This is a genomic window from Methylosinus sp. shoA, assembly GCF_059718125.1.
Genome location: NZ_AP046091.1, coordinates 647,315 through 667,854 on the forward strand (window position 1 = coordinate 647,315; position 20,540 = coordinate 667,854).

A 20,540-nucleotide genomic window follows, 5' to 3' on the forward strand; every position below is an offset into this window, starting at 1 on the left:
GAGGACGGGCGCGGCCCGCGTCGGCGCGCTAGATGAAGAGGCGGTCGCCGGAAGAGCCGGCCCGCCCCTTTCCCCGAGGCGCCGTCATGCAAGCGAGCCATCTGCACTATTTTCCCCTGCCGCCGATCGCCTATGCGGTGTTCGTCGGCGCGCTGATCGCCCTCTTCGTGCTCATTCAGCTGGGGCTGCTGCGCTACGCTTATGAGCGCATCGGGCTCGGTTCGCACGGCGCCATGCTCGCGCTGGCCGGTTCACTCATCGGCAGCTATGTGAACATTCCGGTGGCGCAGCTGCCGGATGAGGCGGTCCGGACGAAGGAGGTCATCGACTTCTTCGGTTCGCGCTATGTGCTGCCGGTCGAGCCCGACTGGCCCGGCACGATCGTCGCGGTCAACATCGGCGGCGCGGTCATCCCGACGGCGCTCTCGATCTATCTTCTCTCGCGCAACCGCATATGGGGGCTCGGCCTCGTGGCGACGGCGATCGTCGCTGCCGTCGTTCATCTGCTGGCGCGGCCGGTCGAAGGCGTCGGCATCGCCGTTCCGATCTTTGCGCCGCCTCTCGTCACGGCCGCCGTGTCGATCCTGATGTCCCGCGCGTTCGCAGCGCCGCTCGCCTATGTGAGCGGCAGCCTCGGCACGCTGATCGGCGCCGATCTTCTGAATTTCGGCCGCCTGCAGGGGATCGGCGCGCCGGTGCTGTCAATCGGGGGGGCCGGCGTCTTCGACGGAATTTTCCTCACCGGGATCATCGCCGTTCTGCTCTCTGCGCTCGGCGGACGGGCCGGCGGCCGCGCCCCGGCGACGGGCTGAGCCCGCGAAAGCTCCCGAGTCGAAATTCGGAGTCGCGAGGCGCCGAGGCCGCTCCAGAAGAAGGCTATGGTGCGCTCGGGCGTCGATCGGCGCGATGGTGCGCGATCGCTCCCGCCGAAAGGAATGTCGAGAAATGTCGAGTTCTCACCTGTCCAACATCACATTCGGGCGCGTCGCGCCGACCATTTGCGTGCGGGACATACAAGCCGCCTGGACGTTCTATTCCAGCGTTCTCGGTTTCGAGAAATCGTTCGAGAATGGCGATCCGGTCGTCTTCATGGCGCTTCAGAAGGATCGAGCCGAAATCCATCTCTGCGAGGCGCCGGATCACAATCCCTCGATTGTCAATGTGATGCATATGTTCGTCGATGATGCGGCTGCGCTGTATTCGCTTTGCCGGGCACGCGGCGTCGACATCATCAAGCCACTGACAGATAAGGACTATGGTCAGCGGGCTTTCGTTTTTGCCGATCCCGACGGCAACCGGATCGATATCGGCGAGAGCCTCGCATAGCTCTCGCCTTCATTGTTCGGGCCCTTCCACGCGCTTGCATCCCGCGCCGGCGCCGTTATAAAGCGGCCTTCGCGACGTTCCGGCCGGAGGCTGAACGGAAGGCCCCGGCTCGTCCGGGCAGGGCCGAACGCCCGTCTTCCCGTGTCTCCGCCTTCGAACTTCCCGCTCGAGCCTTTCCGCAAGGCTCGAAGGGCTCTGCGCCGGAGCGGCTCGCGACGAAACGGAAAGGCAAGAGGAATGGCTCTCTACGAGCATGTCTATCTCGCCCGCCAGGATATTTCGCCGCAGCAGGTGGAAGCTCTGACGGGACAGTTCAAGACCATCATCGCCTCGCTCGGCGGCAAGGTCTCGAAGACCGAATATTGGGGCGTGAAGTCGCTCGCCTATCGGATCAAGAAGAACCGCAAGGCGCATTTCACTCTGCTCAATATCGACGCGCCGCCCGCCGCTCTGGCCGAGGTGGAGCGCCAGGAAGGCCTCAACGAGGAAGTCCTGCGTTTCCTGACCCTGCGCGTCGACGCGCTGGAGGAAGGCCCGTCGGCGCAACTGCGCAAGCGCGACGACGACGACCGCGGCGAGCGTCGCGGCGGCCCGCGTCCCGAGCGAGGCGGAGAGCGCGGCGAACGCCGCCCCCGCCGCGACGAGCCTCGCGCCGAAGGGGAGAGCTTCTGATGACCACTCCGGCCCGCCGTCCGTTCTTCCGCCGCCGCAAGAGCTGCCCCTTCTCGGGCGCCAATTCGCCGAAGATCGACTACAAGGATACGCGCCTGCTGTCGCGTTACATCTCGGAACGCGGCAAGATCGTGCCTTCGCGCATCACGGCCGTTTCGGCCAAGAAGCAGCGCGAACTGGCCCAGGCGATCAAACGCGCCCGCTTCCTCGGCCTGCTGCCTTATGTGATCCGCTGACGCGCAGACGCCGACTAAATCGGCGCGTGGGAGAGGCGCGGCGCAAGCGCCTCTCCTCGCCCGCCGCGATCCGACGGGCGGCGAAACGCCCTGCATCAAACACGGCGCAACTATGAAGACGGCTGACGCAGGCGCGGCGCTCGTTCGAGCTCTGCGTTTTTTTATTTGCCGGCGTCGCGCTCCTATCGCCACGAGCCAGATGTCACGAAACCGATCGGACTCGGGCGTGACGCCGCGCCGGAGAGCGTGAGCGCCCGGGGCGGAACAACATAAAATTCGAGATGAATTCGACTTGAATTGCAGCGACTATTTTCTGCTATCCCTGAGAAAATCCTCCGATATTTTTTCTTTACCTCGGCGGCGACTGCGGCCAGTATGAGCCCCGAGGACGATCGTCCGACAGAGAGCTGCGGCTCTACTATAACAACTCGGGCGGCGCGGACGCGTCGACATCCGAGGCGGGCGGGAATCGACTGGGAGAGCAGATGACCGACGCGCAGACGGCGGCCGATGACTGGCGTCGTCTCGTCTTCGACGAGACCAGCGCCGCCTTGATGGTGATCGACCGCGATGGCGTGATCCGGCGCGCCAACGCCGCATCACAGAGATTGTTCCGCTATCCTGCGCAGGATCTCAGCGGCCGGCCGATTTCCGATCTTCTTCCCGACTTCACGCCTGTCGCATCGGTGTGCGGAAGCGTTTTCGGCGCGCGGCGCGACGGCGCCCGCATTCCCGTCTTCGTGCGCTTGACGCCGCTCGGGCAAGAAGCGAGCGATCCCATGCTGGCGTCCTTCTTTCGTCTCGCCGGAGGGACGCAGGGCGCGGCCTCGCTCGTCGAGCGCGCCGCCGGTCTCGAGGAGGCCAATGAGCGTCTGGCGCGCTTCGCCTTCGTCGCCTCGCAAGATCTGCAGGAGCCGCTGCGCAAGATCGCCGTCTTCGGCGATCTGATGCAGTCGGCGATCGCGCGCGGAGTGCACGACGAGATCGTTCACGCGAACGAGGTGATGCGATTCGCCGCGCTGCGCGCGCGCGCGCTGGTCGAGGATCTCCTGTCCTTCTCGCGCATCGTCAACGACGAGCTGGAGTTCGCCGCGCTCGATCTGCGCGAGGCGATCGAGGCCTCGCTCTCCGCCCTCGCCCCTTCGCTCGCGACGGCGGAGACGCGCATCGAGATCGATCTGCCGCGCGTTTCGATCAACGCCGACGCAATGCAATTCCAGCGCCTCGTGCGCAACATTCTCTCCAACGCCGTGAAATATCGCAAGCCCGGACGGCCGGCGAGCATCGCCATTCGCGGCTTCCGCGACGAAACGCAGCTCTGCCTCGCCATCGCCGACGAGGGCATCGGATTCGAGGCGCAATATGCGCAGAGGATTTTCGAGCCGCTGAAGCAATTGCACAGCAAGATCGACTATCCGGGCTCCGGCGTCGGCCTCGCGATGTGCAAGGCGATCGCCGACCGCCACGGCTGGCGCATATCGGTCGAGGCGCAGCCGGGCGTCGGCGCGACCTTCTTCATCGTGCTGCCGCTCCGTGAACCCGGCCGCACGGATATTCCGCGATAGGCTCAGCGAAATTTCCCGATCGCCTTGGCGGAGGCGATGCCCCTGAACGTATGGAAGCTCGGGCTCGCGCCAGTTTCCCGGCAATAGCGGATGAAATCATCCGCGCCGACATCGATCAACACGACTCTCCATCCGCTCCTTCGCCAATTGGCGATCTCTCTTTCTTGGAGAAAGAGCCATTTCTCATGCGTGTCGGCCGGATAATTGTCGACGACGCGCGCGAGCGTTTCATGATCGGCGGCCGTGACGCGAGGCAGATAGGTCGTCCTCCTCTCCTCGGTCACGCGTCCAGCCCCTTCCCCAGCCGTCCGGCGAGATCCTGAATATATTGCCACGCGACGCGGCCCGAGCGGGCGCCGCGCGTGATCGACCATTCGAGCGCCTCGCGCTCGATCGTCTCCCGCGGCGCGTCGAGCCCGTGGCGCCGCGCATAGCCGAAGACCATCGCGAGATATTCGGCCTGGCTGCAATTGTGGAAGCCGAGCCACAGGCCGAAACGGTCGGAGAGCGACACTTTCTCCTCCACCGCCTCGCCGGGAATGATGGCGGAGGAGCGCTCATTCTCCATCATGTCGCGCGGCAGCAGATGGCGCCTGTTGGAGGTGGCGTAGAACAGCACATTGCGCGGCCGGCCCTCGACGCCGCCCTCGAGCACGGACTTCAAGGATTTGTAGCTGGTCTCGGCGGCGTCGAAGGAGAGGTCGTCGCAAAACAGCAGAAAGGCGAAGGGCGCGCCGCGCAGCGCGCCGAGCAGGCCGGGCAGGCTCTCTATGTCCTCGCGGTGAAGCTCGACGAGCTTCAGCGGCAGGCGACTCTCGGGGTCGCGCGCGACCTCGGCGTGAACGGATTTGACGAGCGAAGACTTGCCCATGCCGCGCGCGCCCCACAGCAGCGCATTATTGGCCGGAAGCCCGCGCGCGAAGCGGCGCGTATTGTCGAGCAGAAGATCGCGCTGGCGATCGATTCCCTCGAGCAGGGAGAGCTCGACGCGATTGACCTCCTTCACGGGCGTCGGCTCGCTCCGAGCGGCGCGCCAGACGAAGGCTTCGGCCGCGGAAAAATCCGGCGCGGCGGGCGGCGGCGGCGCCAGCCGTTCGAGCGCCGCGGCGATGCGGGCGATGAGAGCGAGGGCGTCGGCCTCGGGCATTGTCACGTCCTTTCCGAAACTGGCGCGCCGTCGATCGCGTCGAAGCCGAACAGAAAGGCGTTGTCGAGATCGAGCGCGGCATAAAGGAACGGATCGGCGGTGAGGAAAGGCCTCCAGAATTCGGTGAAGGCGCGCGGACCGGCGATCCCCTTGCGGCGAAAGCGCCGCTCGCCCTCGCCGTGCGGATCGATGTTGGGACTTTGAAAGGTCTTCACGAAGCCGAATGCGGAGAGCGCGATGAAGCGCACCGAAACGCGCCCGTCGAGGGCGCGCAGCGCGTCGCTCCAGGGAGCCGCCAGCAGCGACCTGCGCAGCACATGCAGCGCCACGGCGGGATCGCAAGCGTAGGTGAAGGCGCTCGGCCCCAGCCGCACGAACAGCCGCTCATATTGCGAAAAGGCGACGACGACGCGCCGCGAGCGATTGTCGGGCGAGAGCGCCAGCCGCTCGATGAGACGCGCGAGACCGCCGACCCAAAAACTGTCCTCGAAACGCGTGAGCGGCAGGACGAGGACGATCGCGTCCGCGTTCTGCAGCTTGCTCGCGAAATCCTCGCGCAGATCGGGAGGCGTCTCCGCGCCCGCGTCGTCGGCAATGGCCAGCGCGCCGGCGGCGTCGATCACGCGCAGCAGGAAAGGCGCCTTCTCCCGCAATATCGGCGGCGCTTCGCCGTTCAGCGTCAGCCGGAAAAAATATTCGTCGAGGCGCGTCGGCTCGGTCGGCGCGCCGCCGGCGGCGAAGACGCGGCGCAATTTCTGATAATCGTCCGCCTGGCCGTCCAGAATGTCCAGCCTCGAGGCGGCCGAATCGAAGCCGTGGAAGGCCGCGCGGGAGATCGACTGCAGCGTCGGCCGCAGTCCGGCCGGATAGCCGTGCGCGTTCTGCACGACGCAGTCGGTCGCCGTGGCGAGCAGCGAGGACTTGCCGCTTCCGCGCGGCCCGACGAGGCAGATGGTCAGCGTTTCCGACATCGGCGTCACGCGCGCGGCCCTTTCGAGCCGCCCAATCGAAGCAGACTGCGCATCGTCGCCAGCAGCCCTTCGGACTTCGCCGCCGCCGGCGCGAGGGCGCGCGCCTCGACGACGGGCGCGACGCGCTCGGCCTGCGGGCGCCGCCAATAGGCGTTGGCTTCGTCCACCATTACGGCGAGACGCGCGGCGTCGTCGATGCGCGTCCAGCGCCCCGCGCGGCGGCGCTCGAGATAATCGCGCAACGAGCGCGCCTCGCCCTCCAATTGCAGATCGTCGCAATAGATCGCCGCGCGCTCGACGATCGCCTCGTCGACGAGCAGCCGCGCGGTCGCCGCGAGCTGCGCCGGCTCGCGCGCGTCGACGAGCTCTATGCGCGCGGCGATGAGCGGCTGCGCGAGCGCGCTCTCCCCCAGCAGCGCCCAGAGCCGCAGCTGCGCGGAGAGGTCGATGTCGGCGGCGGCGAGCCCCTGCGCATGGCAGAGCGCGAGAAAGCGCCGCAGCAGCGGCCGCGCCGGACCACAATAATCGCGAAAGCGCGCCTCGGTCGCCGCGCGCGTCAGCTCGGCGCGGCGCGCGCAGGCCTCCATCAGCGAGGGATCGGCGCGATAGGCGTCATATCCCCCGAGCCGGGCGATCGCCGCGCGTCCGTCCGGACCCGCATCCTCGGCCAGCGCGACGAAAGCGGCCATCATCAGCGGGTCGAGCATGTCCCACAGCCGCGCCGCGGAAAATCGTCCGCCATAGCCGCAGCGGGCGAGCGCGGCGTTGAAGCCGGAGAGCAGCCGCTCGCGCCGTCCTTGCGCGCTCGCCGCGCGCTCGTCGCGGCGTCCGGCGCCGCCGTCGGCCTCGCGCTCGGCGTCCACGGCGCGGCGCAGGATCTCGTCGAGCAGCCGGTCGTCGTCGCCGATGCGGCGCGGCGTCGCCCCGTCGCTCTCGACGCGGAACAGCCGGACATAGGGCGCGCCGCCGGGATCGTCGGGAACGACGCCGAAATCGCCGGCGTCGGCGCAGGTGCAGACGAGGCCGACGTCGTCGCCGAGCGCGGCGCCGAAGAAATGCAGATCGGCGACGAGGCCGCTCTCCGCGCCCTCCGCCACGCGCGGCGCCGACAGCCCGTCGAAGGCCGCGCCATCGGCCGCGGCGAGGACGTCGGCGAGGCGATGGACGATGATCGCGTCGCTCGCCTCCACCGCCTCTGGACGCTCGTCCGGATCGCCGATGGCGCGGCGGATGTCGGAAAAGCCGAGCGGGTCGACCGTCGGCTCGCCGGCCGCGCGCTGCTCGCGGAGCCAGTCGCGGAAACGTCGCCGCTGATGCAGCACGAGCACGATCGCCGCGCGTGCGAACAAGAGGTCGCCGCGCACCGCGTTGGGGATGCGGATGCGCAGCGTCGGACAGGGCGCGCCATTCTCGCGCAGCCAATTCTCCATGATGGCGAAAGGCGCCTTCAGCGTCGTCGGCCCGCGCGTCGGGGGCGCGTCGATCGCCTCGACGGCGATGCGGCTCTGCTGGGCGGGAAAGACGCGCTCGGCCGCGGCGAGGCGCATCAGCGCGGCGGCGCCGTCGCGCCGCTCGACGCGGCGGTTCTGGCGGACGGCCCAGACGAGGCGGCCGCCGCTGCGGGCGATCTGATCGCGCGCCGCCCGCTCGGCGTCGCCGCGCGCCGACAGCGAGACCGTGCGGAACGACGGCCCCGCCTCGCCCTCCCCCGCCTCGACGAGCAGCAGGCGCGCCTCGCCCCCGGCGGCGTCGGGCGCGAACTCGCCGAGCGCGAAGCGCAGCTCGCTGCCGTCGGCGGCGCGCAGGCTCACATGGGCGTGCTCGGGCGGCAGCTCGACGACGCAACAGCCCGCGCGCAGCCGCGGGGCGTCGAGGACATCGACGAGCGCGGCGCCGGAAAAGGCGGCGTCGCGCGCGCAAAACAAAGTGAGATCAGGGCGAAGGCCCGGAGCCCCCTCTTCCTCGAAAAATGCAATGGCGAAGGCTCTGCGTCCGTCCCAGAAAGCGTCTAGCCGATCTCGCCACATGCGACAGCGTTCACCACTCGAGAGACGACAGCCGGCCGCAAGATAGCCGCTAATGCGGCCTGCGCAAACCGTGACGACGCGGCTCGATCGCGCGCCGGCGCCCCGCCGCCGTCTCCGGCGCGGGCTTGGGGGTCCGGAACGCCGCGGCGCCGTTTTCGGCCGCGGAAAGACGAGAGCGTCGGAGCCGGAGCGTTCCGGACCACGGCCGCCTTTTCTGTTCGCCGCCTCCGGGGCCAGGGAGCCTCCCCCTTTCGGGTCGCGGATCCCCGCGCCGCCCTCGGACATTCGGCCGGCCCTTTCCCCGCTTTCGCGAGGCTTCCGCACGAAGGAAGGCCGGAACCGGCGGCGTGGCGTCGCGAGGGGTCGGACGAGGGTCGCCGCCCGTCCTCGCGAACCGTGCCCCGCCGACGCCGCCCGACCCTCGGGCGCCGCCCCATGCGGCGGAAGCGGGGCGCACAATAGGAATATTATCCGAAGATGTCAAGCCCGTTGAACGCGTCGGGACGCCGTTCCCCGATGGTGTCTCAGTTTTGAATTTCAGGGGCATGACGCGGTTTATAGGGAATTATCAACCTGGAGTCGGAGCCCTGATCAGCAACGGCCCTCGAGGCGATCGGGTGAAGGTATACAGCCCTATCACCCTCGTCCTGAGGAGCCCGCGAAGCGGGCGTCTCGAAGGACGGCCACGGCGAGAAGCCTAAGATTACGGCCAGCAGCCGTCCTTCGAGACGCCGCCTACGGCGGCTCCTCAGGACGAGGGTTAGGGATTTTCTCCTTCACCCGATCCCCCTCGCATTCGGGAGGCATTAGTGATCGGGCTCGCCCCCGCCCCCCCGAATCGCTAAAATCCCCCGCATGGCCAAATCCGACGATCTCTTCGGCGGCGCCCAGCGCAAGGCCGCCCCCGCTCCCGCCGCGCGGGCCGCGAAAGCGCCCGCGGACTACGACGCCGCCTCCATCGAGGTGCTGGAGGGGCTGGAGCCGGTGCGGCGCCGGCCCGGCATGTATATCGGCGGCAAGGACGAAGCCGCCATGCATCACCTCTTCGCCGAGGTGCTCGACAATTCCATGGACGAGGCCGTCGCCGGTCACGCCGGCTTCATCGAGGTCTCGCTCGAGCCAGGGGGCTGGCTCACCGTCACCGACAACGGTCGCGGCATTCCTGTCGGCCCGCATCCCAAATTCCCCAAGAAATCGGCGCTGGAAGTGGTCATGACCATGCTGCACGCCGGCGGCAAATTCGACTCGGGGGCTTATCAGACCTCCGGCGGCCTGCATGGCGTCGGCGTCTCGGTCGTCAACGCGCTCTCCGAGCGGCTCGAGGTCGAGGTCGCCAAGGATCAGCAACTCTACCGCCAGGTTTTTTCCCGCGGCCTGCCGCAGGGGAAGCTCGAGCAGGCGGGCCGCGTCGCCAACCGGCGCGGCACCAAAATCCGCTTCAAGCCCGACGCCGAAATCTTCGGCCCGCAGACGCATTGGCGCCCGGCGCGGCTGTTCCGCATGTCGCGCTCCAAGGCCTATCTCTTCGGCGGCGTCGAAATCCGCTGGCGCTGCGCCGCGGAGCTGATCGAGCCGGGCTCGGACGTGCCGGCCGAGGCAGTGCTGCGCTTTCCGGGCGGCCTGCGCGATTATCTCGCCCGCGAGATCGAGGGCAAGGAACTCGTCGCCGATCAGCCCTTCGTCGGCAAAGTGCAGCGCGAGGGCGGCCATGGCTCGCTCGAATGGGCGATCGCCTGGTTCGCCAATGAGGACGGGTTTTCGCATTCCTATTGCAACACCATTCCGACGCCGGACGGCGGCACCCATGAGGCGGGCTTCCGCCTCGCTCTGCTGCGCGGGCTGAAGGATCACGCCGAGCGCATCGGCCAGGCCAAGCGCGCCGCGCAGGTGACGGCCGAGGACCTGATGGGCCAGTCGGCGGCGATGATCTCGGTGTTCATCCGCGAGCCGGAGTTCCAGGGCCAGAACAAGACCCGGCTGATGAATGTCGACGCCTCGCGCCTCGTCGAAGGCGCGGTGCGCGACGCGTTCGATCATTGGCTCGCCGGCGCGCCGTCTCAGGCGACGAAGCTCCTCGATTTCGCGGTGGAGCGCGCCGAGGAGCGGCTGCGCCGCCGCGCCGAAAAGGAGCAGGCGAGAAAATCCCCGACGCGCAAGCTGCGCCTGCCCGGCAAGCTCGCCGATTGCACCAACACCTCGGCGCAGGGGTCGGAGCTGTTCATCGTCGAGGGCGATTCGGCCGGCGGCTCGGCCAAGGCGGCGCGCGACCGCGCGAGCCAGGCGGTGCTGCCTTTGCGCGGCAAAATTCTCAATGTCGCCTCGGCGGGCAAGGAGAAATTCGCCGCCAATCAGCAGCTCGCCGATCTCGTGCAGGCGCTCGGCTGCGGCACGGGCGCGCATTACCGCGAGGAGGACCTGCGCTACGACAAGATCGTCGTGATGACCGACGCCGACGTCGACGGCGCGCATATCGCGTCTCTGCTCATCACCTTCTTCTTCCGCCAGATGCCCAAGCTCATCGACGGCGGCCATCTCTATCTCGCCGTGCCGCCGCTCTACAAGCTCACGCAAGGCCCGAAGACAGTCTATGCGCGAGACGACAGGCACCGCGACGAGTTGGTGAAGAAGGTGCTGACCGGCAAGGGCAAGATCGAGACGAGCCGCTTCAAGGGCCTCGGCGAGATGCTTCCGGCCCAGCTCAAGGAAACGACCATGGATGCGCGCAAGCGCACGCTGCTCAAGGTCGTGATCGCCGGCGAGGAGCGCGAGGAGACCGCGGATTGCGTCGAGCGGCTGATGGGAACCAGGCCCGAGGCGCGCTTCGCCTTCATCCAGGAGCGCGCGCCTTTCGCCACAGAGCTCGACGTGTGAGCGCAAAGACGGGAACCTTGCCGGGCTCGAACGCGTTTCGCATGCGCGGGCGCAGCAGTCGCATATCGGGACAGAATGGCGTCCGTCGCGCAGCCGATCGCATGAGCGACCGCGACGATCGACAGAAGGCCGCCCCGCCTTCCCCTCGAGGGGAAGGCGCGCGAAAGGGGTGACACACTGGTCTCGGGAGCCGCACCCCAGCCCGGACGGCTTCGCCGTCCGACCCTCCCCCCTGAAGGGGATGATGGAACGCGGGACGACCGCCGAAAGGATGAGGTCTTGACCGACATCGACAGCAGATGCGTTTCGTCCGGCGGGAACGGTCGTGACGGCGATCAGACATTGGCGCTGGAGCGCATGCGCATGGCGCTCGACGCCAGCCTCACCGGCATATGGGATTGGGATCTCGTCACCGGCGACGTGCATCTCGACGAGCGCGTGCGCGCGCTGTGGGGGCTGCCCGAGGGCGCGCCCGGCAGCTTCGAGATTTTCCGCAACGCGCTGCATCCCGACGATAAAGAGCGCACGCGCGAGGCCGTCGAAGCCGCGCTCGATCCCGCTCATCTCGGCGACTATGAGGCGGAATATCGCGTGATCGGCCAGACCGACGGGATCGAGCGCTGGATCGCCGTGCGCGGCCGCACCGTCTTCGAGGACGGGCGCGCGGCGCGCATCATCGGCACCGCGCGCGACATCACCGACCGCAAGCGCCGCGAGCAGCATGTGCATGTGCTGCTGCGCGAGCTGGTGCATCGCTCCAAGAACCTGCTCGCCGTGGTGCAGGCGATGGCGCGGCAGACGGCGGCGGGCTCGCCCTCGCTCGAGGATTTCCAGCGCAAATTCGCCGCGCGGCTGCAGGCGCTCGCCATGGCGCACGACCTGCTCGTCTCGCAGGAATGGCGCGGCGCCTGCATGAGCGAGCTCGCCCGCGCGCAAATGGCCTATTGCCTCGATATGGAATGCGTCGACACGCGCATCGAAGGGCCGCGTGTGATGCTGAAGCCGGAGGCGGCGCAGAACATCGGCCTCGCCCTGCACGAGCTGGCGGTGAACGCGCTGACCCATGGCGCGCTGTCGCAGCCGGGCGGGCGCGTCGAGCTCGGCTGGCGGCTCGCGGACGACCGCTTCTTCGTCGAATGGCGCGAATACGGCGGTCCGCCGGTCGCCGGCGCGCCCTGCGAAGGCTTCGGCCACAAGGTGGTGAAGCGCCTCGTGGCGCAGGCGCTCGGCGGCGAAGCGACGATCGGCTTTCCGGCGGATGGTTTTCAGTGGACTCTCGCCGTGCCGGCGACGCAGGCGCTGGCGGAGTGATGCTTCCGCTCGCGAGCAGCGAGCGACGAAGCGATCCGGAGCCGTGAGGCGACTCCTTGGTTGCTTCGCTGCGCTCGCAATGACGGAGCTTCGCCTCAACGCGCGAAATATTTCTCGATGATGCGCTTATAGACGGCCGTCAGCCCGTCCACATCCTCGACGCGCGCATGCTCGTCGACGGCGTGGATCGATTTGTTGACGAGGCCGAACTCGAGCACCGGACAATCGCGCGTGATGAAGCGCGCGTCCGACGTGCCGCCGCTCGTCGACAGCCCGGGCCGGCGCCCGGTCACCTCCTCGACCGCCTCCGACACGAGCGCGGTGAAATCGCCCGGCGCGGTGAGGAAGGGCAGCGAATTGCAGGGCAGGAACTCGACCTCGACGCGGGCGCCGCCGGCGGCCTCGAGGATCACGCGGCGGATCTCCGCCTGCAGCGTGTCCAAAGTCCAGGAATTGTTGAAGCGGATGTTGAAGCGCGCGCGCGCCTCGCCCGGAATCACATTGGCCGCCTGATTGCCGATGTCGATCGAGGTCACTTCGAGATTGGAGCGGTCGAAATGCTCCGTGCCCTCGTCGAAGCGATGCGTCGACAGCGCCGTCACGATGCGCGCGACGACCGGCGAGGGGTTTTCCGCGCGATGGGGATGGGCCGAATGCCCCTGCTTGCCGCGCACCACGAGACGGCCGTTGAGCGAGCCGCGCCGGCCGATCTTGATCGTGTCGCCGAGCTCCTCGAGATTGGTCGGCTCGCCGACGATGCAATGATCGAAGATTTCGCCGTGGGACTTCGCCCATTCGAGCATCTTCACCGTGCCGTTGACGGCGGGCCCTTCCTCGTCGCCGGTGATGAGGAAGGAAATGGCGCCCTTCGGGACGCCGTGCTCTTTCACATGATCGATCGCGGCGGCGGCGAAGGCGGCGATGCCGCCCTTCATGTCGGACGCGCCGCGTCCGAAGATTTTCCCGTCGGCGATCTCGCCGGAGAAGGGATCGAAGCGCCAGCGCGCCGGATCGCCGCTCGGCACCACATCCGTATGGCCGGCGAAGACGAGATGCGGCCGGCCTTCGCCGATCTTGGCGAAGAGATTGTCGACGTCGGGCGTGCCCTCCTCCGAGAACACGAGCCGATGCGTGACGAAGCCGGCCTCCTTCAGCCGCTGCTCGAGCACGCCGAGCGCGCCGGCGTCGGCCGGGGTGACGGAGGGGCAACGAAGGAGGTCGCGGGCGATGGCGAGGGCGGGGGAAAGGGTCATGGGGCGAAGTTAGGAAAATCCACCGCGCGCCGCAACTCTTCGTCCGCGCTCTTGTGTCCCGCCGCCTCCACCAGGATGAAGGAGGGAAAGGTCGCGTTCCACGCCTCGACCTTGCGCCGCGGCATCACCGCGGGCGGTGGAACGATCGCGCAGCGATGCTTGTAGTCGGCCGCGTCGACGACGAGCCCCGCGTCCTCGAAAATGAGGCGCAAGGCCTCACGGCTGAAGCGAAAATAGTCGCTCGGATGGGAGTGGAGCGGAAAGCTCTGATGCGTCGCGACATGGAAGATCCCGCCCGGAGAGAGCACGCGGGCGATCTCGCGGGCGGCGATCCAGGGACGCTCGAGATGCTCGAACACGGCGTTGGCGAGGACGCAGTCGAATTTCCCCGACCATTCCGGCGGCAGCGCATGAAGGTCGCCGACGACGTCCACGTCCGGTCCGGCGAAAATATCGAGCTTCACATAATCGGACCGCGCCACCCAGGGAAAGCGCCGATGCGAGTGGGTCGAAACTCCGGGGCTCGATTGCAACGTTCCGGCCTCCAGCACTTTGGCGAGGCGCCTTTCCTCCACGAGGCGGTCGAAGACCGCGTCGACATCGACCAGGGTGGGCGCGTCGACGAGCGGCGCGCTTCTGCTCGTCGAGGAAGGCGCGGGCTCGCGGCCACGCGCCCCGGAGCGGATGAAATGGAGCAGCGGGTTGACCCCCGAGCGGGCGAGCTCCGGATGGCTGTCGAGATAGGCCGCGGTCGAGAAGGCCCAGCTCGGATCGCGCTTCTCCGCCGCGCCATGGTCGAGATAGTGCCGGGCCGGGTCCAGCCCTTTCGCCTTCACGTCGGGATAGACGTGCAGATACCAGTCGCCGTTGAAATATTTGGACGTGCGGATCGTCAGCAGATCGTGGAGGCGCGACAATTTTCGACGGAACGGCATTCCCGCTTGTCCCCGGACTCTGGCATGATCGATCGGCGCGGGCTGCGCCGTCATCGCGGCGGTCATATCGCAGACGAGAGGCCCTGTCTCGCCGCGGGCCCATCGCCGCCCCTGGCCCGGAATCTGCTTTTCCGCGCCTCGCAAGGGAAATGTCCGAAAGGGAACAGGAAATGTCCGAGGCGACCGGCGGCTATTTCATCGATTGGGACGGCAAGATGCGGCCCGTCGACAATCCCGGCAAAGAGCTGCGCTGCGAGGTGGATATGAAGGCCAAATATGTGATGGTCTTCAATAAATATGGCGGGCTCGACCACGAGTCGACATGGTATGCGGACGAGGCCGCCGTCGCCAAGGCCGGCCTCAAGGTCGTCCACGCCGATCTCGGCGCGCCGATCCGCATCTCCTCGATCGACTGAACGCGAGCGGCGCTCAGATGCGGCGGCCGAGGATTTCCATGCTGTCGGCCGCGGCGCGCCTCGACGAAAGGGCGGTTCCTACAGGCTGTTCGACGAATGCGTCGCGCAGCCGGCGCCGCGCATCGCCTCCTCGATCGCGGGGGCGACCGTCTCCAGCTCGACGGCCGCGAGGCTGTCGCAGGAGAGCGTCGCCGCCGCGCCCGCCAGCACTTGCTCCTCATAGCCCTCGACATCGATCTTTATCATGACCGGCCGGTTCTCGCCGATGAGATCGTCGAGCCTCTTCGGAGCCTCCTCGGCATGAGGAAATCTTCACCCGAGCGCCCTGGGCCGCTCGGGCTTTGCCCGGACAGCGCGAAGCTCGGCCATGACCGATTCGAGGCCGGCCTCTCGATCTCCACAATGGATGCCGGCCCGGCATCGGAACGAGGGTGATTCGCGTTCCGTTCTCTAGTATCCTCGCTGACTCGACCAGGGAGTCCCGCGATTTGACACGTCCCCTTCCGACGGAAGATCTCGCGCCGCGCGAAGGCGGCATAGCGGCGCGCGCCGCGGCGCTCGCCGGCGGCGCGCGCTTCCTCGACGCGCTCAATCCCGAGCAGCGCGCCGCCGTCGAGACGATCGACGGCCCGCTCCTGGTGCTGGCCGGCGCCGGCACGGGAAAGACGCGCGTGCTGACGACGCGCATCGCCCATATCCTCGCGGGCGGCCGGGCGCGGCCGTGGGAAATTCTCGCCGTGACCTTCACCAACAAGGCCGCGCGCGAGATGCGCGAGCGCGTCGAGACGCTCGCCGGCCCCGGCGCCGAGGCGCTGCAATGGCTCGGCACATTTCACGCGATCAGCGCCAAAATCCTGCGCCGCCACGCCGAGCTGGTCGGGCTGAAATCGAACTTCACCATCCTCGACACGGACGACCAGATCCGCCTGCTGAAGCAGGTGCTGCAGGCCGAGAATATCGACGACAAGCGCTGGCCGCCGCGCGCGCTCGCCCATCAGATCGACGCCTGGAAGAACCGCGGCCTCGGGCCCGCGCAAATTCCCGCGGGCGAGGCGAAGAGCTTCGCCGACGGCAAGGGCGGCAAGCTCTACGCCCTCTATCAGGAGCGCTTGAAAATCCTCAACGCGGTCGATTTCGGCGACCTGCTGCTCGAGACGCTGCGCCTCTTCCGCGAGAACGCCGACGTGCTCGACGAATATCGGCAGCGCTTCCGCTATATCCTCGTCGACGAATATCAGGACACCAACACCGCGCAATATCTCTGGCTGCGGCTCATCGCGCAGGGGCGCCACAATGTGTGCTGCGTCGGCGACGACGATCAGAGCGTCTATGGCTGGCGCGGCGCGGAGGTGGAGAACATTCTGCGCTTCGAGAAGGATTTTCCCGGCGCGAAAATCGTGCGGCTCGAGCGCAATTACCGCTCCACGGGCCACATCCTCGCCGCCGCCTCGCATCTCATCGCGCATAACGAAGGACGCCTCGGCAAGACCTTGTTCACCGAAGGCGCCGACGGCGACAAGCCGACCGTCACCGGCGTCTGGGACAGCGAGGAGGAAGCGCGCGCCATCGGCGAAGATATCGAGCAGCTGCAGCGCAAGGGCCATGCGCTGGACGAGATCGCCATTCTGGTGCGCGCCTCCTTCCAGATGCGCGAGTTCGAAGAGCGCTTCATCACGCTCGGCCTGCCCTATCGCGTGATCGGCGGCCCGCGCTTCTACGAGCGGCTGGAGATCCGCGACGCGCTCGCCTATCTGCGCTGCGTCGCGCAGCCCTTCGACGATCTCGCCTTCGAGCGCATCGTCAACACGCCCAAGCGCGGGCTCGGCGACGCGACGCTGCAAGTGCTGCATGATTATTCGCGCACGGCCTCCGTTCCGCTGACGCAGGCGGCGCGCGTCGTCGTCGAGACGGAGGAGCTGAAGCCGAAGCCACGCGCCGCGCTGCGCAATCTCGTCGCCGATTTCGACCGCTGGCGCGGCCTCGTCGACACGACGCCGCAGAACGAATTGGCCGAACGCGTGCTGGACGAATCCGGCTATACGCAGATGTGGCGCGACGACAAGACGCCCGAAGCCGCCGGCCGGCTCGAGAACCTCAAAGAGCTCGTGCGCGCGATGGAGGAGTTCCCCGATCTCGCGAGCTTCCTCGAACACGTCTCGCTCGTGATGGAGACGGACGAGGCCGCCGGTCAGCAGCGCGTATCGATCATGACTCTGCATGGCGCCAAAGGCCTCGAGTTCGAGACGGTCTATCTGCCCGGCTGGGAGGAAGGGCTTTTTCCGCATCAGCGCTCGTTGGACGACAATGGCCGCGCGGGGCTCGAAGAGGAGCGTCGTCTCGCTTATGTCGGCATTACCCGCGCGAAGCGCCGTCTGAAAATTTTCTTCGCCACCAACCGCCGCATTCACGGCCTGTGGCAGTCGACGATTCCGTCGCGCTTTCTCGACGAGCTTCCGGCCTCGGACGTCGAGGTGACCGAGGCGGCGGGCGCCTCGCAATATGGGTCCTATGGCGTATCGCGCTTCGCCAATATGGATTCCTATGGCTCGAGCTATTCGACGCCCGGCTGGCGGCGCGCCCAAGCCACGCGCGACTCCGCGCCGGCCGCGCAACGTCGCGCGCCTTTGACGATCGAAGGCGAAGTGCTGGCGAAATCGACGGGACAGTCGCGCTTCGCCGTCGGCGCGCGCGTGTTCCACCAGAAGTTCGGCCCCGGCACGGTGGCAGCGGTCGACGGCAACAAGCTGTCGGTCGATTTCGACAAGGCCGGACGCAAGATGGTGCTGGAGAGCTTCGTCGAACGGGGATGACGCGAGTCGATGCGAGCCTTCAGGCTCGCCCGTCTCCTCACAGCACGGCGTCGCGACTCTCGTCCGCCTCGCGGCGATCGACACGGGCGCCTGCATCCGCGGCGTCGCCGAAGCATTCGGCGGCGAGGCGCGGCACGCTCTCGATCTGCACGTCGCGCATCTCCGTGCGCACGCCGATCTCGCGCAGCTTGGCGAAGGCGCGCGAGAGCGTCTCCTGCTTCACGCCGAGACGCGCCGCGATCAGGCGCTTGTCGTAGGGCAAGCGAATGCTGCAGCTCTCCTCGCCCTGCGGACAGAGTGAGAGAATGAAACGCGCGAGACGCTGGTCCGCGTTGAGCCCTTTGAGCGACTCGATCTCGCCGACCAGCGCGCCGACCTTGCGCGAGGCCTCCGCGATCACGGCGCCGCCGAGAGACAATGATTCGCGCAGCGCATCGCGAAAGCGCGCCGCCGACAGCTTCATTGCGCAGACTTCGCCGATGGCCTCGGCGCCGACGCGATAGAGCTCGCCGTCGGGCGTCAGCGCCTCGTAGAGACTCTCGCCGACCGTGCAGATATTGATGAGCGTTTCGTCGCCGCAAGCGGTGGTGCTCGACAATTTCACATAGCCGTCGAGCACGACGACGACACAGAGCGCGCGATCGCCCTGACGGAAGATGGTCGCTCCGTCGGCGAAACATTCGACCTTGGAGTCGCGCGTCAAGCGCTGCACCGTCTGTCCATCGACAGACGCGAACAGCGGCACGTCCCTGAGAGACGGCGTCTCCGACATCGAGCGCTCCGGGCGATCTCCGTTTCGCCGACGGATTGGCGCACAAGTCACGCTCCGTCGATCATTGTCGTCAATCTATCGCGAACGGCGGCGCTGGAAAAGCCGCGGGGAAGTGACGAGAGGTCGCGCAGCAAAAGACGAGACTTGATGCGCGAGGCGGCGACGGCCTTGAATTTTCGGGCCTTGCAAGGTTCCGCGCCATCTGGCGGCGTTTTCGCGCGCGATTGCGCAGCGAAATTTTCTGCGCCACGAGTTACGCCCGATTCAATCGTCTACGTGAAATTACCGAGACGCCGGGATATTTTTTCGCTCGTTGCGTTCGAGCAGGAAAATCGCTTGCGCGCCGAGCAGATTCCATACCCACCACGGCGCGTTCACGCGAATCGGCCGGCCGGAATGGTCGAGCGCCACGCCGCGCTCGATATGCGCGCCGACATCCGCGACGAGCTCGACGAAATCCTTGATGGTGCAGAGATGTATGTTGGGCGTCTCGTACCAGCTCTCGGTGAGCGTGGGCGTGAGCGGCATGCGTCCATAGAGGAGCAGCGACAGGCGCACGCGCCAATGGCCGAAATTGGGAAAGGAGACGATCGCGCGCCGGCCGATGCGCAGCATGTTGACCAACACGTCCTTGGGACGCCGCGTCGCCTGCAGCGTCTGCGAGAGAATCACATAGTCGAAGCCATCGGTCGGATAATCGGCGAGATCGGTGTCGGCGTCGCCCTGAATGACCGACAAGCCCTTGGCGACGCAGTCGTTGACGCCGCGCTGGGACAATTCGACGCCGCGTCCGTCGACCTGCCGCGTTTCTGCGAGCCATTGCAGCAGCGCGCCGTCGCCGCAGCCGACGTCGAGCACCCGGCTGCCCGGGGCGACCATGGCGGCGACGGCGGCGAGATCGACGCGCACCGGCTGCGCGCGCGGAGCGAGCGAGGGCGCGTTCACGTGCGCGTCTCCCCGGAGCGCGGCGGCAATCCGCGCGCCGCCGCGGCGGATTCGAGGAAGCCGCGCGTCGTCGCGATGAAGTCGGGCTCATGAACGAGGAAGGCGTCGTGTCCTTTGTCGCTGTCGATCTCGACGAAGGAGACCGAGGCGCCGCCGGCGTTGAGCGCATGCACGATGGCGCGCGAGGCGGAGGTCGGATAGAGCCAGTCCGAATTGAAGGCGACGACGCAAAAGCGCGTCTTCGCGCCATGGAACGCCTGCGCCAGCGAGCCGCCGTAATCGGCGGCGAGATCGAAGTAATCGCAGGCGCGCGTCACATAGAGATAGGAATTGGCGTCGAAGCGGTCGACGAAGGCCATGCCCTGATGGCGCAGATAATTCTCGATCTGGAAATCGGCGTCGAAGGAGAAGGTCGGCGCGTCGCGGTCCTGCAGATTGCGGCCGAACTTGCGTTGCAGCGCCGGCTCCGAGAGATAGGTGATATGCGCGGCCATGCGCGCGACCGCGAGCCCCTTCTCGGGCCTGACGCCCTGCTCGAGATAGCGGCCGCCGCGCCAGTCGGGATCGGCCATCACCGCCTGCCGGCCGACCTCGTGAAAGGCGATGTTCTGCGAGGAATGCTTGGGCGCCGTGGCGATCGGCATGGCCGAGAAGACGCGCTCCGGATAGCTCGCCGCCCATTGCAGCACCTGCATGCCGCCCATGGAGCCGCCGGCGACGCAGAACAGCGACTCTATGCCGAGATGATCGACCAGCATGGCCTGGGCGCGGACCATGTCGCGGATCGTGACCACAGGAAAATCGAGGCCATAGGGCCGGCCGGTCGCCGGATTGGTCGAGGCCGGCCCGGTGGTGCCGAGACAGCCGCCGACGACATTCGAGCAGACGACGAAGAAGCGATCCGTATCGAAAGGTTTTCCAGGGCCGACCATCACGTCCCACCAGCCGGGCTTGCCGGTCAGCGGATGGAGATTGGCGGCGTGCTGGTCGCCGGTCAGCGCATGGCAGAGGAGGATGGCGTTGGAGCGCGCGGCGTTCAGCTCGCCATAGGTCTGGAAGCCGATGGTGAGCGGCGCGACGCGCCCGCCGCCGTCGGTGACGAGCGGCCGGTCCGCCCCGAATTCGACGAATCTGCCATATTGGGCGTCGGAAGCGGACATGGTCTCTATCGCCGGCAGCGCTCTGGCCAAATTTTCCCCTCTCGTTCGATTTGCCGAACAATTCGTTCGTCAGCATCGGGGGCGGAGGGGCGATAGTCAAGGCCTCGCGGGCGAAAGGTCAGG

18 protein-coding genes and 1 pseudogene are annotated in these 20,540 nt (G+C 67.4%); 9 read left to right on the top strand and 10 right to left on the bottom strand.

Annotated elements, in window-relative coordinates; genetic code table 11:
• The first annotated feature begins 86 nt into the window (after positions 1-86).
• From AC6IW9_RS02985 to AC6IW9_RS03005, 5 genes are all read left to right on the top strand, one after another.
• The gene (locus AC6IW9_RS02985) at positions 87-812 is read left to right on the top strand and encodes a DUF1614 domain-containing protein (protein ID WP_497768995.1); all 726 of its coding nucleotides are present in this window, start codon (positions 87-89) and stop codon (positions 810-812) included.
• A gap of 133 nt (positions 813-945) precedes the next feature.
• Complete coding sequence (locus tag AC6IW9_RS02990; protein WP_497768999.1) at positions 946-1,326, top strand: VOC family protein; 381 nt, start codon at positions 946-948, stop codon at positions 1,324-1,326.
• Positions 1,327-1,563: 237 nt separating this feature from the next.
• Positions 1,564-1,998, top strand: a complete 435-nt coding sequence (rpsF, locus tag AC6IW9_RS02995; RefSeq protein WP_497769002.1) for a 30S ribosomal protein S6 — start codon at positions 1,564-1,566, stop codon at positions 1,996-1,998.
• On the top strand, positions 1,998-2,234 hold the full coding sequence (rpsR, locus tag AC6IW9_RS03000; RefSeq protein WP_497769005.1) for a 30S ribosomal protein S18: 237 nt from the start codon (positions 1,998-2,000) through the stop codon (positions 2,232-2,234). Before rpsF ends, rpsR begins: the two co-directional genes overlap by 1 nt.
• A 485-nt stretch (positions 2,235-2,719) precedes the next feature.
• Positions 2,720-3,799 (top strand): sensor histidine kinase, encoded by a 1,080-nt coding sequence (locus tag AC6IW9_RS03005; RefSeq protein ID WP_497769007.1) that lies wholly within the window; start codon positions 2,720-2,722, stop codon positions 3,797-3,799.
• 2 nt (positions 3,800-3,801) lie between these two features.
• Here AC6IW9_RS03005 and AC6IW9_RS03010 read toward each other — a convergent pair whose 3' ends face one another.
• The 4 genes from AC6IW9_RS03010 to AC6IW9_RS03025 are packed head-to-tail and all read right to left on the bottom strand — an operon-like array spanning position 3,802 to position 7,944.
• The gene (locus tag AC6IW9_RS03010; RefSeq protein ID WP_497769009.1) at positions 3,802-4,083 is read right to left on the bottom strand and encodes a hypothetical protein; all 282 of its coding nucleotides are present in this window, start codon (positions 4,081-4,083) and stop codon (positions 3,802-3,804) included.
• Positions 4,080-4,946: an ATP-binding protein gene (locus AC6IW9_RS03015; protein WP_497769011.1), complete on the bottom strand. Its 867-nt coding sequence runs from the start codon at positions 4,944-4,946 to the stop codon at positions 4,080-4,082. The genes AC6IW9_RS03010 and AC6IW9_RS03015 overlap by 4 nt, the downstream gene beginning before the upstream one ends.
• A 2-nt stretch (positions 4,947-4,948) precedes the next feature.
• Complete coding sequence (locus AC6IW9_RS03020) at positions 4,949-5,917, bottom strand: hypothetical protein (protein WP_497772414.1); 969 nt, start codon at positions 5,915-5,917, stop codon at positions 4,949-4,951.
• 5 nt (positions 5,918-5,922) lie between these two features.
• Entirely contained in the window at positions 5,923-7,944 is a 2,022-nt protein-coding gene (locus tag AC6IW9_RS03025; protein ID WP_497769013.1) for a hypothetical protein, read from the bottom strand.
• Between the two features lie 855 nt (positions 7,945-8,799).
• On the opposite strand from AC6IW9_RS03025, the gene parE reads away from it, so the two are divergent.
• On the top strand, positions 8,800-10,815 hold the full coding sequence (gene parE / locus AC6IW9_RS03030; RefSeq protein WP_497769016.1) for a DNA topoisomerase IV subunit B: 2,016 nt from the start codon (positions 8,800-8,802) through the stop codon (positions 10,813-10,815).
• 279 nt (positions 10,816-11,094) lie between these two features.
• Positions 11,095-12,126 (top strand): sensor histidine kinase, encoded by a 1,032-nt coding sequence (locus AC6IW9_RS03035; protein WP_497769019.1) that lies wholly within the window; start codon positions 11,095-11,097, stop codon positions 12,124-12,126.
• A gap of 95 nt (positions 12,127-12,221) precedes the next feature.
• Here AC6IW9_RS03035 and dapE read toward each other — a convergent pair whose 3' ends face one another.
• Together dapE and AC6IW9_RS03045 are read right to left on the bottom strand one after the other, a co-directional pair.
• Positions 12,222-13,379, bottom strand: a complete 1,158-nt coding sequence (gene dapE / locus AC6IW9_RS03040) for a succinyl-diaminopimelate desuccinylase (protein ID WP_497769022.1) — start codon at positions 13,377-13,379, stop codon at positions 12,222-12,224.
• Entirely contained in the window at positions 13,376-14,314 is a 939-nt protein-coding gene (locus AC6IW9_RS03045; RefSeq protein ID WP_497769025.1) for a class I SAM-dependent methyltransferase, read from the bottom strand. Before AC6IW9_RS03045 ends, dapE begins: the two co-directional genes overlap by 4 nt.
• Before the next feature lie 170 nt (positions 14,315-14,484).
• Here AC6IW9_RS03045 and AC6IW9_RS03050 point away from each other — a divergent pair, with 170 nt between their 5' ends.
• Positions 14,485-14,730 (top strand): hypothetical protein, encoded by a 246-nt coding sequence (locus tag AC6IW9_RS03050; RefSeq protein ID WP_497769029.1) that lies wholly within the window; start codon positions 14,485-14,487, stop codon positions 14,728-14,730.
• A gap of 78 nt (positions 14,731-14,808) precedes the next feature.
• Here AC6IW9_RS03050 and AC6IW9_RS03055 read toward each other — a convergent pair.
• Positions 14,809-15,003: pseudogene (locus AC6IW9_RS03055) on the bottom strand (FkbM family methyltransferase); the annotation flags it as partial.
• Positions 15,004-15,218: 215 nt separating this feature from the next.
• On the opposite strand from AC6IW9_RS03055, the gene AC6IW9_RS03060 reads away from it, so the two are divergent.
• Positions 15,219-17,540, top strand: a complete 2,322-nt coding sequence (locus AC6IW9_RS03060; protein WP_497772417.1) for an ATP-dependent helicase — start codon at positions 15,219-15,221, stop codon at positions 17,538-17,540.
• A 37-nt stretch (positions 17,541-17,577) separates the two neighbouring features.
• Here the strand turns inward: AC6IW9_RS03060 and AC6IW9_RS03065 are convergent, their stop codons facing one another.
• The 3 genes from AC6IW9_RS03065 to metX all read right to left on the bottom strand — a co-directional run bounded on the left by AC6IW9_RS03065 (position 17,578) and on the right by metX (position 20,417).
• A complete protein-coding gene (locus AC6IW9_RS03065; RefSeq protein WP_497769032.1) occupies positions 17,578-18,312 on the bottom strand; it encodes a Crp/Fnr family transcriptional regulator in 735 nt (244 codons plus the stop codon).
• Positions 18,313-18,594: 282 nt separating this feature from the next.
• Positions 18,595-19,257 carry a methionine biosynthesis protein MetW gene (metW, locus tag AC6IW9_RS03070; RefSeq protein WP_497769036.1) on the bottom strand — a complete coding sequence of 221 codons (663 nt, stop codon included), beginning with the start codon at positions 19,255-19,257 and terminating at the stop codon, positions 18,595-18,597.
• Positions 19,254-20,417: a homoserine O-acetyltransferase MetX gene (gene metX, locus AC6IW9_RS03075; protein WP_497769039.1), complete on the bottom strand. Its 1,164-nt coding sequence runs from the start codon at positions 20,415-20,417 to the stop codon at positions 19,254-19,256. The genes metW and metX overlap by 4 nt, the downstream gene beginning before the upstream one ends.
• Between the last annotated feature and the right edge of the window lie 123 nt (positions 20,418-20,540).